Here is a 14,921-nt window from a genome sequence, read left to right on the forward strand (position 1 = left end):
TAGGGTTTTGCAAAACCGTCATGGAAGTGTGACAGTCGGCCCAGGCCAGGGCTCATTTCCAAGGTGGTGTTTTGCATCCCGTCCGCACGTCTCTTGTCGCGCTGGGCGCGACGGGCGCCCTTCTGGCGCCCACGTCCGTTCTTGCCCAGGATCAACTGAGTCCCGACGACGTGGCGGCGCTGCGGAGCGAGATCGCCACGCTGCGCGCCCAGCTCCAGAAGATGGAGCAGCGGCTCGATGCGGCGACCAGCGCCCCGCCAGCGCCCGCTGTCGCCAAGGCGGCGCCCCCGGCGTCAAAGCCCGCGTCGGCGCCGACCGAGATCACCTGGCGGGGCTCTCCGCAGTTTTCCAGCGCTGGCCGCACGTTCAAGGCCAAGGGCCGCATCCAGATCGACGTTGGCCAGATCGACGCGCCCGGCGGGCTGGTTGATCGGGGCCTGGGCTATGGCGCCGAGATGCGCCGCATCCGGCTGGGCGGCGAGGGCAGCCTGGGGGCGGGGGTCGGCTACAAGCTGGAGCTCGAGCTTTCGGACAACAACCTGGATCTGGTCGACACCTTCGTGACCTACAAGGCCGGGTCTTGGCTCCTGGCGGCGGGTAACCAGAACCAGTTTCAGTCGCTGGACGAGGTGACCGGCGACACCGTGGGCTCTTTCATGGAGCGCGCGGCCTTCACCGACGCCTTCAATTTCGAACGCCGCCTGGGCGTCTCGGCCCAGTACGAGAAGGGCCCATGGGTGCTGCAGGGCGGCCTGTTCTCCGACGACATCACCGCGCTCTCCAACAGCAGCGACGGTCCCGCCGGCGGCGACGAGAACAACAGCTACGGCCTGGACGGGCGAGCCGTCTATGCACCCAAGCTGGGCAAGACCCAGCTGCATCTGGGCGGTTCGGCCCACTGGCGGACCCTGAAACGCGTCACGGACGCCGGAACCCGCTACCGCCAGCGGCCATATCTCCACACCAGCAACAGCCGGTTGATTGGAACAGCCTCGCTGCCGGTCAGCGAGGAGGTGCACTATGGCCTGGAGGGCGCTTTCGTCAGCGGCCGCTGGCACGGCGCGGCCGAGACCCACTGGCAGGAGGCCGAGCTGACGACCGGGATGCGCCCGACCTTCTTCGGGGGCTATGCCGAGCTTGGCTATTTCCTGACTAAAGATACGCGCGGCTACAAGGGCGGCCAGTTCGACCGCACCAAGCCGTCCAAGCCTCTGGGCGCTGGCGGTCTGGGCGCGCTGCAGCTCAATGTCCGGTACGACTACCTCGACATGAACGATCGCGGCGTGGTCGGCGGCCAGCAGGACGCCTGGCTGGCGGCGCTGGTCTGGCAGCCGCTGGAGTACCTGCGCTTCAACGTCAATTACGGCTTGCTGATCTATCAGGACGCCACGCCGCTGCGAAACGGCGACCGCGACTACAAGGTCAATGTCGCCGGAGCGCGGATGGAGTTGGACTTCTAGCCTGGCGCCGGCCTCGGGGGCGTCTGCGCCCCCACGCATTTCGTAGGATCGTGCAAGGCCGTCCGCAGGATTGGTCTACCGCCGTCGCGGCCCCATATGGCAAGTCTCCCCGCACGCGATCCTCCCCCGATCGCGATCTCCAAATCCAAGGACTATCCAATGGCCACCGCTAAAGGCTACGCGGCGCCCGCCGCCGGCGCGCCCCTGGCGCCGTTCACGTTCGAGCGCCGCGATCCCAATCCCGACGACGTCGTCATCTCGATCAAGTACTGCGGGGTCTGCCACTCCGACATCCACATGGTCGACAACGGCTGGGGCCAGAGCGTCTATCCGATCGTGCCGGGCCATGAGATCGCGGGCGTGGTCACCGCCGTCGGCGCCAATGTCACCAAGTTCAAGGAAGGCGATCCCGTCGGCGTTGGCTGCTTCGTCGACAGCTGCGTCACTTGCAAGGCCGCCCGGGACCTGGATCGCGAGCAGTACCAGCCGGGCCTCGTCTTGACCTACAGCGCCTTCGAGCCGGGCTCGGACACCCCGACCTATGGCGGCTATTCCGACCACATCGTGGTCAAGGAAGACTACGTTCTGTCGATCCCGGAGAACCTGCCGCTGGACGCCGCCGCGCCGCTGCTGTGCGCAGGCATCACGCTGTACTCGCCGCTGCGCCACTGGAACGCCGGTCCCGGCAAGAAGGTCGCGATCCTGGGCATGGGGGGCCTTGGCCACATGGGCGTCAAGCTGGCCCACGCCATGGGGGCCGAGGTCACGGTGCTGAGCCAGACCCTGTCCAAGCAGGCCGACGGCCTGCGCCTGGGCGCGGACCACTACTACGCAACCAATGACCCCAAGACCTTCGAGACCCTGGCCGACACGTTCGACCTGATCATCTGCACGGTCTCGGCCGGCATCGACTGGGGCGCGTATCTGGCCCTGCTGAAGGTCGACGGGACCATGGTCATCGTCGGCGCGCCCGAAGAGCCTGTGCAATTGCACGCCTTCGCCCTGATCCCTGGCCGCCGCACCCTGGCTGGCTCGATGATCGGCTCGATCAAGGAAACCCAGGAGATGCTCGACTTCTGCGGCGAGAACAACATCGTCGCCGAGATCGAGACCATCTCGATCGACCAGATCAACGAGGCCTACAAGCGCATGCACAAGAGCGACGTGCGCTACCGCTTCGTGATCGACATGGCGACGCTGTAGGCGGCTCGCCCGATCATGAGGGCCGGAGGCGCGTGCTTCCGGCCCTTGAACCCTTGTCGTCTCAGGTGGCGGGTTTCGGATCGCCCGCCTGGCGCAGCACGCTCGCCAGCCAGCCATAGGCTTCCTGGACGTCGTAGTCGCCGGCGTGACCGCGCATCCAGGCCAGCTTGACGTTGGCCTGCTTGACCTTCGGGTTGTTGTTGATCGCGGCGGCCAGCGTAGCCTGTACGGCGAACGCCGTGTCGCGGTCGATCGTGCCGTGGCGCACGTACCAGTAGGGCGCCACCGTCGTCGTCCGCGACGTCAGATAGGGGATGGGGCTGACCAGCTTGATCTGGCGGGCCAGGGCCGCGCCCTCGCCGGCGGTATAGGCCGCCCAGTCCTTGCCCGTATCGTCACGGCCCGAGCCGTCGCCGGCGGTGTCGTTGTGGTCCCAGCCATAGGCTGAGAAGTTGGCGTACTGGACCTTGGCCGAGCCGAACAGGCTGTTCTCGCCGGTGACGCCCTTATTCCCCGTGTTGCCGCTGGAGTCGAAGGCCGGCACGCCCTTCAGGGTCTGGTTGGCGGCGACGAAGGCCAGGTACTGGCCGTAGTCGATGGCCGTGACCTTGCCGTTCTCGATCGTCAGCCAGTCGTTCTTCAGCTTGGTGACCCCGGTCGAGGCCGCGCCCGGCGGGCCGCGCCGGGCAATCTCGAAGTCCTCGCCCAGCGCTGGGATCTTGGTCCCGCGCGCCAGGGCGTCCTCGGCGCTGGCCTTGACCATAGCGACGATGGCGGCGGGCAGGGTCGCGACGGTCAGCGGCGCGCCGCTCGCGTCCTTCAGGCCCAGGCTTTCCAGATAGGCCGGATAGGCCTCCGCCAGGGTCTTGGAGCCGGCTTGGTGGGCTGCGTCGACGGCGCTGGCTGGGCTGTTCGACGCCGTGCGCAAGCCACCGTACTGCCACTCATAGGCGGCGTCTGCGTGGCCCAGGTCGTTGATCGGGCAGTAGGCGATAGTGGCGAAGACGTCGTCGCGGACCGTGCTGCGGCCAGCTGCGTCGATCCCCGCCGCGCCGATGGCGGCCAGTTCGGGCAGGTAGTCTGGACTGTTCCCGCTGGCCGACACGGCCGCCGAAAGCCCGCCGCCGCCGCTGGTGCCGGTGATCACGATGCGCTCGGCCGAGCCCGGCATCACCGCGTCGTTCTTGCGCAGGTAGCGGATGGCGGCCTTGGCGTCGACGACGACGGCCGGCGCCTTGCCCGCCCAGTCACCCTTGGTGTCGACAATGCCTCGGCTGCGGGTCCCGGCGCTGACGACGACATAGCCGGCCTTCAGCGCCGCGCCGGTGTTGTCAGTGTCGCTGGTGCTGGAGAGCGCCGCGCCCTCGCGCACGATGTCGCGGGCCGGGCTGGCCATCCAGCCGCCGTTGTTCACTTGCAGGATGATCGCGGTCTTGGCGTCGGCCGTGCTGGTCGCCGGGACGTAGACGTACATCGACTGCCAGGCGAGCGGGTCGGTGGAGCTGGCCATCGGGCCCTGGCCGTTCGGCGGCGCGGTTCCGTTCGCGGTGGGCGCGGGGCCGCCGGCGGGCGCTCCGCCCAGGCTCGCGCGCTTGGTGACGTCGATCTCGACCGGCTTGGCGACATAGACCATTTGGTAGCGGCGCACCTCCATCGGCTGTCCGTCCAGCGTGATATGGACCGTGGTGAAGCTGTTGGGGTCGAAGGTCAGGGTGTCAGCGCCGGCCGCCTTGGCCGCCAAGGGAGTCAGGCCCGCCAGACAGGTGAAGGCCAGAAGACCGACAAGCCGCATGCGTGCGCTTCGTTGTTCTTGTATCATCCGCCAAGCCTAGCGCCGCTTTCTGGCGAGCGCATGTCCGATCGTTTGCAGCCGCGTTGCACGGCCCGCGATCACACCGCCGCCGGCTTGGCCCCGGCGGCCGGTCGGTAGGTCTCGGCGTCCGAGGTGAACTCGGCGTGGCCGTAGCGTTTGAGCTGCCGCTTCAGCCGGCCCACCAGCCGCGCATCGGCCAGGTCCGAGAGCCCCGGGACCCGCCGGGCCAGGCGGTAGGCGGTTAGCTGGCTGGTCACCAGCAGGGCCACCAGGCCAAACAGCATAAAGTCGCGGGGCCCAATCTCGACCCCCATCCGCTTGGCGGCCGCCACGTCGCCGTTCATGAAGTTGCGCAGGAAGAACACCTTGGAGAAGCCGCGCTCGACCCGGTCGAACAGGCGGTTCTCGGGGCGCTCGTCGGGCAGCAGATAGGCGTTCAGCGTGGCGCGGACCAGCTCGCCGCAGGTCGCGTCGTCGAAGCCGGCGCGCAGGGTGGCGCTACGGGCGTTCATGGTGTCGACCACCCCTTGCGGCGTGTCGGCCAGCAGGTCCTCGGGCAGGCCCAAGAGGAAGCAGCGATAGCGGGCCAGCTCGACCCGGGCGCGTTCCTCGGCCGTGAAGGTCTGGCGACCCTCGCCGACGATCTTGTAGCTCATCAGGAAGATCGGGATCAGCCCGGCCGGCATCTGATCGACCTGCGGGATCGGGATTCCATAGACCCCGACGTCCCAGAGGTTGGAGCGCTTGAGGGCGTTGAACCGCACCATCGAATGCATCAGCCGCACCATGGCCGCCGCGCGGAACCCGGCGCCATGCCGCTCAAGTGAGCCAGGCAGCAGGGTGGCGGTGAAGAAGGTCGCCGTCTCGTTGACCCGCCGGGCGGCCGTGTCATTCGACAGGGTCCCGGTCAGGGCCATCGGCAGGGCGGCGTACTTGTTCATGAAGGTGGCGATGAACGCGCCCCGGATCGCGAAGGGCCCGAGGTTGGCCGCGGCGTTGCGGTCCAGGCGCTGGCCTTCGCGGACCAGGTCCATGTCGAGCCACGCGGGGACACGCTCCATGTCGGCGATGAAGGCGACGAGCTCCGGCGGGGCGTCGGGCACGGCCGCGATCCCCTCGTCGCAGGCCTTGGTCAGCATCTCGACCAGCGGCCGAAAGCCGTAGCGCGGCATCAGGGCGGCGTAGGCGTCGGCCACGATGTCGCCCAGCATGGTGTAGGCCTTGATCAGGGCGATCTTGTCGGGATCGAGCTTGGCCCGCGCCAGCCTGGGCGCGACGCTCTGCCTCGGGTCGGTCGTGAACCGCTCGGGCGTGAGGTCGAAGTCGATATCGCCATAGAGCGCGGGCAGGGCGGTCTTCTGCGAGGCGACCTTGGCCAGGACCTGGTCCAGCGGCGTGTTCATCGGATCCTCGTGACGTCGCGGACCTTCGCTGGTCCGGCTATCGCGCATGTAAGGTACGCCAATCTGGAGGCGAGGCTACTCGCCACGGCCTTGATACGGAAAAGCGGTGCGACGCGGATGGTTCGACGGAACCGGTTTGGCGAGGTCACGTTTTTTCCGCCGGGTGGGGCCTCGACGGAGAGTTTAGATGACCAACAAGCTGACCTTGCTCGTTGCCGCCGCGTCCCTGACGTTCGCCGGCGCCGCCTACGCCCAGAGCACGACCACGACTGCGCCGGGCCAGACCACCTCGCCCGGCCAGACCATGGCCAGCCCGGACGCGTCCTCGGCCAACCCAGCCGACAGCGCCGCCACCTCCAGCTCGGCTAATGTCGCCAGCTTCAAGGTCGGTATGGCCGTGAAGGACGCCCAGGGCGTTCCGGTCGGCCAGATCACGGGGACCAGCACCGGCGCCGACGGCTCGACCAACGTAATCGTCACCAACGGCGGCGTGACGTTCGCCCTGCCGGGCAACAGCCTGAGCACCGGCGCGGACGGCAGCGTCTCGACCACGGCCACCAAGGCCCAGATCGACGCGACCGTCGCCGCCGCCAAGCCGCAGTAGGCCATCGTTTCCCACGACGATGACAAGGGAAGCCCGCACGGCATTGCCGAGCGGGCTTCTCGCTGCTAGCGATGGCCCTGCAAAGGGGCGGTTTTCCGCCGACTTGGGGTTCCCGTATGCCTCCGGCCAATAAGACCAAGCGTGGGTCCAACTCGCTGCTTTGGGATCTTCTGACGTTCGACCGCCTGGTCACCGGGCCGGTGATCCACTTTATCTATTGGGCGGGCCTGGGCGTCGTGGCCCTGTTTGGTTTCTCGGTCGTCGGCGCGGCCGTGGGTCTGGCGCTGAAGGAGCCCGGCGTCGGCTCGCTGCTGTTGGCCTTCCCCGTGCTGGTCGCCGGCCTGCTGGTCGCCGGCGCGCTGGTGCTGCTGTGGCGGGCGTTCTGTGAGTTCTACGTCGCCATCTTCCGCATCAGCGAAGACCTGCGCGCCCTGCGCCAGACCAGCGACGCCGACCACGCCACCTTCATGGCGCGCCGCCAGGCCCAGCCGGTTGAGGAGTAGGGGCGGGACGTCAATTCAGAGCCCCATTCCGTGTGTTATCCCGGCTCTCCGCTTCGCTACGGCCGGCATGACACGGGAAGAGGAGGCGAAGCCTCCTACCGCGCCAGCGTCTTCAGCCGTTCGCGCAAGGTCGTGACGGCCTCCAGCGGCAGGTCCAGCGCGCAGAGCAGCTTTTCCGGAACGCTCACCGCCTGCTCCCGCAGCGCTAAACCCTTGTCGGTCAGGGCCACGATCACCCGTCGCTCGTCGTCCGGATCGCGGCGGCGCGCGATCAGGCCGCCCGCCTCCAGCCGCTTGAGCAGCGGGGTCAGGGTGCTGGAATCAAGATCCAGCGCGTCGCCCAGGGCGCCGACCGTGCGCGGGCTCTGCTCCCACAGCACCAGCATGGCCAGATACTGCGGATAGGTCAGGCCCAAAGCGTCCAGGATCGGCCGATAGAGCCGCGTCATCCGGTTGGCCGCGCCGTAGAGGGCGAAGCACAGCTGGTTGTCGAGGCGCAGGACCTCGACAGGGCGCTCGGATGACGCGGGTTTCTCTGTCATGTCGACTGGCTTACGCCGCCTTGACGCTGATGGCCACGTCGACATTGCCGCGCGTGGCGTTGGAATAGGGGCAGACCTGGTGGGCGGTGGCGACCAGGGCCTCGGCGTCGGCCTGGCTGAGACCTTGGGTCTCGACCTCCAGCGCGACTTCCAGCGCAAAGCCCGCGCCGGCGCTGGCGAGGCCCACCTGACCCGTGACGGTCGAGCCGGTCAGGGCGATCTTTTGGGTGCGGGCGACATGCGCCATCGCGCTCTGGAAACAGGCGGCGTAGCCGGCGGCGAACAGCTGCTCGGGATTGGTGCCGGTCTCCTTGCCGCCCAGCGACTTGGGCATCGACAGTTGCACGTCCAGCAGGCCGTCCTCGCTGCGGGCATGGCCTTCGCGGCCGCCGATGACGGTGGCGCGGGTGGTGTACAGGGTGGTCATGGCGAAACTCCTCGCTCTCGAATGATGTGAACGATTTAATCGTGCACGATATAACTTCAAGGGCGAAGGCGTGAAAAAGATCGCGCGCGATGGAATTAAATCCTCCCCCCAGCGGGGGAGGTGGTGCGAAGCGCCGGAGGGGGAAGTCCCACTGACCTTGCCTCTTCCCCCTCCGTCGTCTCTTCGAGCCGACACCTCCCCCGCTAGGGGGAGGATTTCAGGCGTTTTCTAAGCCGCCCAGGCGGCTGCGAAGCGGCGCAGCAGCGAGCGGGCCAGGCTGTCCTTCTCGCCTTCGCTGGCTTCGAGGCGCAGGAAAAGATCGCCGGCGCGGTGGTGGGCGCGGGCGGGCAGGCCCTGGCCGGCCAGGCGGACCAGGCCCCGGTCGGCGGCCTTGGTCGAGATCCAGGCCTGGCGCGGGCCCAGTGGCGTGTCGGCCTCGACCCGGCCGCCCTCGGCCAGGACGCGGGGGGCGACCTTGCCGGTCAGCCACAGGTCGTCGCCGCGCACCAGGGCGCCGTCCAGCGGCCGGTGGCGGACCTCGAACAGCACGTCCATCAGCCGCACCTTGTCGCCGGCGCGCAGGCCGGCCGGCAGCTTCAGGCGCAGGCGGCGACCGTCGATCGACAGCTCCTCCGCCCCACCGGAAACGGCGGTGGCGATGTCGATATCCAGAAAGACGCGGTCGACGATCGGCGGTGCGGCCACGGCGGGCGCGAAGGTCGTGGGTTGCGCCAAGGCGTCCTGCAGCAGGCGGTAGGCGGCCTGGACCTCGCGGAATAGCGCCGCGTCGCCGGTCGGACGGTCCGGGTGGGCTCGCTTGGCGGCTTCGCGATAGGCCTTGCGCAGCGCGCGATCGTCCGCATCCGGCCCAACGCCGAGCAGGGCGCGGGCCGCGAAAAGCGTCAGGACGGGGCCCTTGGCGGTCATGGCGGCGACCCTGCCGCCCGGATGGTCAACGGGGGGTTAAGTTAAGACTTTCGCTTACGGGGTCGGGGCTGTGGCCCCTCGCCACGGGCGGGCCTATATGAAGGCCATGAGCGCCGACCAGACCCTGATCCCTGCCTCGCCCAGCGAGGACGACTATGTCCGCCAGGTCACCGAGGCCACGCCGCCGCCGCTGCTGTCGGAGGAGGACCCCTTGGCCCTGTTCGCCGAGTGGCTGGAGGACGCGGGCAAGAAGGAGCTCAACGACCCCAACGCCATGACCGTTTCGACGGTCGACGCCGACGGCATGCCCGACTCGCGCATGGTGCTGCTGAAGGACTTCGATAGCCGGGGCTTCGTCTTCTACACCAACACCCACAGCGCCAAGGGGCGGGAGCTGGCGGCCAACCCCAAGGCCGCGATCCTGTTCCACTGGAAGTCGCTGCGCCGCCAGGTGCGGATCCGGGGTCTGGTCGAGGCGGTGACCGAGGCCGAGGCCGACGCCTATTTCGCCAGCCGCGCGCGCCACAGCCAGATCGGCGCCTGGGCCAGCGACCAGTCCCAGCCGCTGCCCGAGCGCCACGCGCTGGAAAAGCGGGTGGCCGAGATGGGCCTGAAGTTTGGCCTGGGCAAGGTGCCGCGCCCGCCGCACTGGTCGGGTTATCGCATCGTCCCCGTCACCCTTGAGTTCTGGCGCGACCGCCCGTTCCGCCTGCACGAGCGGCTGGTCTTCGAGCGCGTGGCCGACGGCTGGACGACCAAGCGGTTGTTCCCCTAGGCGAGGTGGTAGTGGCCGTTTAGTCCCTCACCCTCGGCGACCACGCGGCCTTCCTTCACCAGCTGGTTCATATGGGCCAGGACCGACAGGGCCGCAGCCGGGTGCAGGCGTGGATCGACGGCGGCGTAAAGGCTGGGCACCATGGCCGGGATCGACGTAAAGCCCGCCCCCAGCGCCTCCAGGATCTGGGCCTCGCGGGCCCGGCGATGGGCGATATAGGCGTCGATGAAGGGGCCGACCTCGCGCACCGGCGCGCCGTGGGTCGGCCACAGGGTGTCGAAGTTTCGCGCCCGCACCTTGGCCAGGCTTGCGAAATAGTCGCCCATGTCGCCGTCCGGCGGCGTGATCACCGTGGTCGACCAGCCCATGATGTGGTCGCCGGAGAACAGGGCGTTCTCCTCCTTCAGCGTAAAGCAGACGTGGTTGGAGGTGTGGCCCGGCGTCGTCACAGCCTGCAGCGTCCAGCCGGAGCCGTTGATTACATCGCCGTCGGCGAGTTCGACGTCGGGGCGAAAGCCGTCGTCGGCGCCTTCCTCCAGGCCCGGCGCGGCTTCGCCATGGCTTCTCGGCGCGGGCCGGCCAAGGACCTTGGCCCCGAACAGCGCGGCCAGCGGGTGGGCGAGGGGGCTGTGGTCCAGGTGATGGTGGGTGACCAGCACGTGGGTCACACGCTCGCCGGCCAGGGCCGCCTGCAAGGCCTCGAAGTGCTCGGGCAGGTCGGGGCCGGGGTCGATTACCGCCACCTCGCCCCGGCCCACGATATAGACGCCGGTGCCGGTATAGGTGAACGGGCCCGGGTTGCGGGCGATCACCCGGCGGATCAGTGGCGAGACCTGATCGCAGCGCCCGTACTCGAAGGACAGCTCGCGGACGAAGGGGATCATGCGGTCGCTCCGGTTCGGTCCTGCATCGCGGCGCCGGTCTTGCGCTGGAGACCCCCAAGTATCCTCGGGGGCTCGGATCATGGCGGCGGACGCGGCGATTTTTGTATCAAAACGACTTCAACGCGCGACCATCGCCGTCCTGTGTATCATGCTGGCGCAGTTCGTCCTGGCCAGCTGCGAGGCCGAACCGACGCCGATGGCCGCGCGAGAGGCCGCCGCCTTCTAGGGCTTAGGCCGGCAGGACGCCGGAAAGATCATAGCCAGCGCCCACGCCCTGCTCGACCAGCGTCTGGCGGTCCGCGCCAGCCAGGGCCTGGCCGATCGACCAGGTGACGATCGAGCGCGTGCCCGAGCGGCAGAAGGCCAGAACTGGCCCGCCGGCCGCCTCGACAGCCTCGCGCACTGTCTCGACCTGATCGGGCGTCGGCCCGCCGCGCACGGGCACATAGAGGTAGTCCAGCCCCGCCGCCCGCGCGGCTGCCTCGATCGCCGCGCCGGGCGGCTGGCTGGGGTCTTCGCCGTCGGGGCGATTGTTGATCACCAGGACGAATCCCTGCGCCGCGGCGCGGGCCATGTCGGCCTCCGAGACCTGGGGACTGACCGAAAGAGAGTCGTTGACGCGTCGAAAATCGCTCATGGCTCCGCCGAACTGACTGGCTGCGACGTATCTGTCGCGACGACATTGTCGCGACCTCACAGCGCCTAGGCAATGGTCACAGTGGCGCGCTGGCGCCTCAGAAAGCGGCGCCTCATCGCGGGGAAGTTTGTCGAAGAAATGGACGATTGTTAGAGGAAATTCACTGCAACGCGGTCTTCATGGGGGCGACTTGGTGAAAGTCAACGCCACGGAGGAATTCCTTGACCATTTTTGCACAGCTTCGCGCAATTGAAGATCGGCGTTACTGGAATTCGAAATAGCTGAGACTAATCAATAAAGTGGATTGTCGTGTCGTTGCGGTCAAGCTTCTGGCGGACCCCGCAAGAGCGGCAGTGTATCGAAAAGTGTCGCTGCTGTGGCGATTTTGCGACAGCTCTGAGCGATGTGGATTGCAGATTTGTAATCCCAATTGACCCTGGGTTGGACCGGCCCCTAACGTCTCCTTAACCGGGGAAATAGTTCCCGGGACACGAGAGATCTGGTGGCGCAGTTCGGCGGTTTTCCGCTCCAGGCTGGACAAAGTTTCTAGAGAGTTTGTCCCGCTTGCCGCCCGCGCCGCTTTCAGAGGGGTAAAGAACAAAATGAACTCCATTAAGGGTAGCGCCCGCGCGCGCCTCATGACGACGTCGTTGTTGGCGGGGCTTGCCGCAGTGGCCGCGCCGATGGCGGTCGTGGCCGTGGCGACGGCCGTTCCGACGATGGCCAGCGCCCAAGACTTCACCAACGGCACGCTGGCCGGTTCTGTTGTCGACACGACCGGCAAGCCCGTCGTTGGCGCGACGATCTCCATTCAGGACACCGCTCGTGGCATCAAGCTGGCGGCCAAGAGCGGCAGCTCCGGTGATTTCCGCGTGTCGCAGATTCCGATCGGCACCTATTCGGTGAGCATCGCGGCGTCTGGTTTCGACACCTATACCGATAACACCGTGGCCGTGCGCCTGGGGTCGGTTTCGGGCTACACCTTCACGATCAATCCTGCGGGCTCGGTTTCGGAAGTCGTGATCACCGGCACGCGCGCTCGCGGCGTGGACTTCGATCGCACCACCACCGGCCTGTCCATCGACGTGGCCGAGACCATTGAGCGGATTCCGACGGCCCGCACGCTCACGGCTCTGACGCTGCTCGCCCCGCAAGCCGTCGGCGGCGACACCGCCTTCGCGAACGGCAACGGCGAAGCGCTGGCGTCGATCGGCGGCTCGTCCGTCGCCGAGAACGTCTACTATATCAACGGCATGAACATCACGGACTTCCGCAACTTCCTGGGCGGAAGCAACGTGCCGTTCGACTTCTACCGTCAGGTTGACGTGAAGACCGGCGGCTTCTCGTCCGAGTATGGCCGCTCGACCGGCGGCGCGATCATCGCGGTCACGAAGTCGGGTTCGAATGAGTGGCATGGCGGCGCCAACCTCTACTGGCAGCCCACCGACCTCTACAGCAAGGCGCCGAACACCCTCCTGGCGCTGGAAGCGGACGACCTGTCCAACCCAAACATCAACCTGAACAAGCGCGACCGTAACAAGAACATCGAAGGCAACATCTGGGCCTCCGGCGCGATCATCGAAGATCGCCTGTTCTTCTATGCGTTCTACAATCCGCGCAATATCAAGAGCACGTCTTACACCTCGGGCACCAACGGCTCAGCCACTTCGGAGGCGACGTCGGCCACGTACTCCACGACGACGCGCAACGATCCGTTCTATGGCGGCAAGATTGACTTCAATCTGACCGACAAGCAGCGCTTCGAATTCACGATGTTCCACGATGGTCAGTCGTCGGTGGAAACCCAAGGCGTGGAAGACATCACGACGCGCACGTCGACCACCGCTGGGTCGGGCAAGTACAACACCAGCAACACCAACACCCTGTCTGGCGGCGACGTTAAGATCCTGCGCTATACGGGTAACTTCACCGACTGGTTCTCGCTGTCGGCCCTGTGGGGCAAGAGCGACTACAAGCAAACCGTCGCCGGCGATCTCGATGGCGAGGCTTCGGTCTTTGAGAATGGCTCGGTCGTTCGCGGCAACCCGAACCTGACCATCTCGCAGGGCGCGGACTCGCGCGAGAATATCCGCGTCGATGGCGATGTGTACTTCAGCCTGCTGGGCCGTCACCACATCAAGGTGGGCGTGGACCAGGAGAAGATGGACTCCTCGTCGGTCGAAAGCTATTCGGGCGGCATCTACTATCGTTACTACGCCGGTACGGTGACCTGCGGCGTCGGCACGACGACCAACTGTGTTCGCGTTCGCGTTCTGACCCGCGGCGGCGCCTATTCGACCAAGGCCACGGCCTGGTACGTTCAGGATGCTTGGGACCTGACCGATCGCCTGTCGGCTCAGCTGGGCGTCCGCGCCGAAACGTTCCAGAACAAGAACGCCGAAGGCGAGATCTTCGTCGAGGCTAAGAACCAGATCGCGCCGCGCATCGGCCTGACCTATGACGTTCTGGGCGACCGCTCGACCAAGGTGTCGGCCTTCTTCGGCCGCTACTATCTGCCGATCGCCGCCAACACCAACATCCGCATGGCGGGCAACGAGCTCTTCACGCAGGATTGGTACACCTACAGCAGCCGCAACGCGACGACGCTCGTGCCGGTCCTGTCGGGTTCGTCGCGATTGAGCGAGACCCTGTCGGACGGTATCGTGCCGGCCTCGACCTCGCTGGTTTCGCAGAACCTGGATCCTCAGTATCAGGACGAGTACATCCTGGGCTTCCAGCACACGTTCAAGAACGACATCAAGGTCGGCGTGAACCTGGTCTATCGTGACCTGAAGAACGTCCTTGAAGACTTCGATACGGGGTACATATTCGCCAACTACTGCAAGTACGCCAATATTGCTGCAGTCAACTGTAACCCAAATACCATGGGCATTAATGGCAGCGGTTATGTGCTGCTGAATCCGGGCAAGGACCTGATTGTTACGCCGGATCCGCGCACCTGGCCGTTTATGGCCGGCAAAACCATAACTATTCCGGCCAGCGTTCTTGATATCCCGAAAGCCAAGCGTGAATACACCGCGCTTGAGTTCACCTTCGATCGCCCGTGGGACGGCAAGTGGGCCCTGGCTGGTTCGTACGTCTGGTCGGAATCGAAGGGTAACTACGAAGGCGGCGTGAAGTCCGACAACGGTCAGGTCGACCCTGGCCTGACCCAAGACTTCGACGAGCCCGGCTGGACCGACAACGCCTACGGCTATCTGCCCAACCACCGCGCGCACGTCATCAAGGCCTACGGCAGCTACCAGCTGACCGACCGGATTCTTTTGGGCGCCAACGGCACGATCACCTCGCCGCGCAAGTACGGTTGTCTCGGCGTGTATCCGTACGGTGACGGCCGTGCTTCTAGCACGACCGTGAGCCCGTTCTACTGCGGTGGCAAGCCGACCCCGCGTGGTTCGCAGTTCCAGGGTGAGTGGATCTATCGCTTCGACATGTCGGCGAGCTACGACGTTCCGATCTCGGATACGTTCGGCAAGCTGCAAGTTCGCGCGGACGTCTTCAACGTGTTCAACTTTAAGCACGCTCAAGACTTCAACGAAGCGGGCGAAGTGGCGCTCAACTCGCCGAGTCTGCTGTATCGCCTGCCGAGCAGCTATCAGACCCCGCGCTACGTGCGCATCGGCGTCTCGTATAGCTTCTAAGCAGACGCTAGCTGTAAACGTTAAGCGGGCCACGAAAGTGGCCCGCTTTTCTTTTGCGCGGTGGGGCGCGTCGCGCCCCTG

Annotated in this window: 14 protein-coding genes; 7 read left to right on the forward strand and 7 right to left on the reverse strand. The window is 66.5% G+C overall.

Features of this window, described 5'->3' with window-relative positions:
* Positions 1–71 precede the first annotated feature (71 nt).
* Both CSW59_RS16945 and CSW59_RS16950 read left to right on the forward strand, forming a co-directional pair.
* A complete protein-coding gene (locus tag CSW59_RS16945; RefSeq protein ID WP_099445131.1) occupies positions 72–1,460 on the forward strand; it encodes an OprO/OprP family phosphate-selective porin in 1,389 nt (462 codons plus the stop codon).
* Between the two features lie 159 nt (positions 1,461–1,619).
* Positions 1,620–2,663, forward strand: coding sequence for an NAD(P)-dependent alcohol dehydrogenase (locus CSW59_RS16950; protein ID WP_099445132.1), 1,044 nt, complete (start codon positions 1,620–1,622; stop codon positions 2,661–2,663).
* A gap of 61 nt (positions 2,664–2,724) precedes the next feature.
* Here the strand turns inward: CSW59_RS16950 and CSW59_RS16955 are convergent, their stop codons facing one another.
* Positions 2,725–4,455, reverse strand: a complete 1,731-nt coding sequence (locus CSW59_RS16955; RefSeq protein ID WP_099445133.1) for a subtype B tannase — start codon at positions 4,453–4,455, stop codon at positions 2,725–2,727.
* 98 nt (positions 4,456–4,553) lie between these two features.
* A complete protein-coding gene (locus tag CSW59_RS16960; protein WP_099445134.1) occupies positions 4,554–5,879 on the reverse strand; it encodes an oxygenase MpaB family protein in 1,326 nt (441 codons plus the stop codon).
* Between the two features lie 187 nt (positions 5,880–6,066).
* Between CSW59_RS16960 and CSW59_RS16965 the strand changes: the two genes are divergently transcribed.
* Both CSW59_RS16965 and CSW59_RS16970 read left to right on the forward strand, forming a co-directional pair.
* The gene (locus CSW59_RS16965; RefSeq protein ID WP_099445135.1) at positions 6,067–6,483 is read left to right on the forward strand and encodes a hypothetical protein; all 417 of its coding nucleotides are present in this window, start codon (positions 6,067–6,069) and stop codon (positions 6,481–6,483) included.
* Positions 6,484–6,554: 71 nt separating this feature from the next.
* Positions 6,555–6,986 carry a DUF4282 domain-containing protein gene (locus CSW59_RS16970; protein WP_201722830.1) on the forward strand — a complete coding sequence of 144 codons (432 nt, stop codon included), beginning with the start codon at positions 6,555–6,557 and terminating at the stop codon, positions 6,984–6,986.
* Between the two features lie 95 nt (positions 6,987–7,081).
* On the opposite strand, the gene CSW59_RS16975 is transcribed toward CSW59_RS16970, so the two are convergent.
* From CSW59_RS16975 to CSW59_RS16985, 3 genes are all read right to left on the reverse strand, one after another.
* Positions 7,082–7,528, reverse strand: a complete 447-nt coding sequence (locus CSW59_RS16975; protein WP_099445137.1) for a MarR family winged helix-turn-helix transcriptional regulator — start codon at positions 7,526–7,528, stop codon at positions 7,082–7,084.
* A gap of 10 nt (positions 7,529–7,538) precedes the next feature.
* Entirely contained in the window at positions 7,539–7,955 is a 417-nt protein-coding gene (locus CSW59_RS16980) for an organic hydroperoxide resistance protein (RefSeq protein WP_099445138.1), read from the reverse strand.
* Positions 7,956–8,183: 228 nt separating this feature from the next.
* Positions 8,184–8,882, reverse strand: coding sequence for a DnaJ domain-containing protein (locus CSW59_RS16985; protein ID WP_099445139.1), 699 nt, complete (start codon positions 8,880–8,882; stop codon positions 8,184–8,186).
* Positions 8,883–8,988: 106 nt separating this feature from the next.
* On the opposite strand from CSW59_RS16985, the gene pdxH reads away from it, so the two are divergent.
* Complete coding sequence (gene pdxH, locus CSW59_RS16990) at positions 8,989–9,657, forward strand: pyridoxamine 5'-phosphate oxidase (RefSeq protein WP_099445290.1); 669 nt, start codon at positions 8,989–8,991, stop codon at positions 9,655–9,657.
* Here pdxH and CSW59_RS16995 read toward each other — a convergent pair.
* Positions 9,654–10,541: an MBL fold metallo-hydrolase gene (locus CSW59_RS16995; protein ID WP_099445140.1), complete on the reverse strand. Its 888-nt coding sequence runs from the start codon at positions 10,539–10,541 to the stop codon at positions 9,654–9,656. The genes pdxH and CSW59_RS16995 overlap by 4 nt on opposite strands.
* A gap of 79 nt (positions 10,542–10,620) precedes the next feature.
* Here CSW59_RS16995 and CSW59_RS20645 point away from each other — a divergent pair, with 79 nt between their 5' ends.
* Positions 10,621–10,767: a hypothetical protein gene (locus tag CSW59_RS20645; protein ID WP_143755010.1), complete on the forward strand. Its 147-nt coding sequence runs from the start codon at positions 10,621–10,623 to the stop codon at positions 10,765–10,767.
* A gap of 3 nt (positions 10,768–10,770) precedes the next feature.
* On the opposite strand, the gene CSW59_RS17000 is transcribed toward CSW59_RS20645, so the two are convergent.
* Positions 10,771–11,178 (reverse strand): TIGR01244 family sulfur transferase, encoded by a 408-nt coding sequence (locus tag CSW59_RS17000; RefSeq protein WP_099445141.1) that lies wholly within the window; start codon positions 11,176–11,178, stop codon positions 10,771–10,773.
* A gap of 638 nt (positions 11,179–11,816) precedes the next feature.
* Between CSW59_RS17000 and CSW59_RS17005 the strand changes: the two genes are divergently transcribed.
* Positions 11,817–14,840 (forward strand): TonB-dependent receptor, encoded by a 3,024-nt coding sequence (locus CSW59_RS17005; RefSeq protein WP_161495065.1) that lies wholly within the window; start codon positions 11,817–11,819, stop codon positions 14,838–14,840.
* The last annotated feature ends 81 nt before the right edge of the window (positions 14,841–14,921 follow it).

Origin of the sequence: Caulobacter sp. BP25, assembly GCF_002737755.1 — a bacterium.
Taxonomy (GTDB): domain Bacteria; phylum Pseudomonadota; class Alphaproteobacteria; order Caulobacterales; family Caulobacteraceae; genus Caulobacter.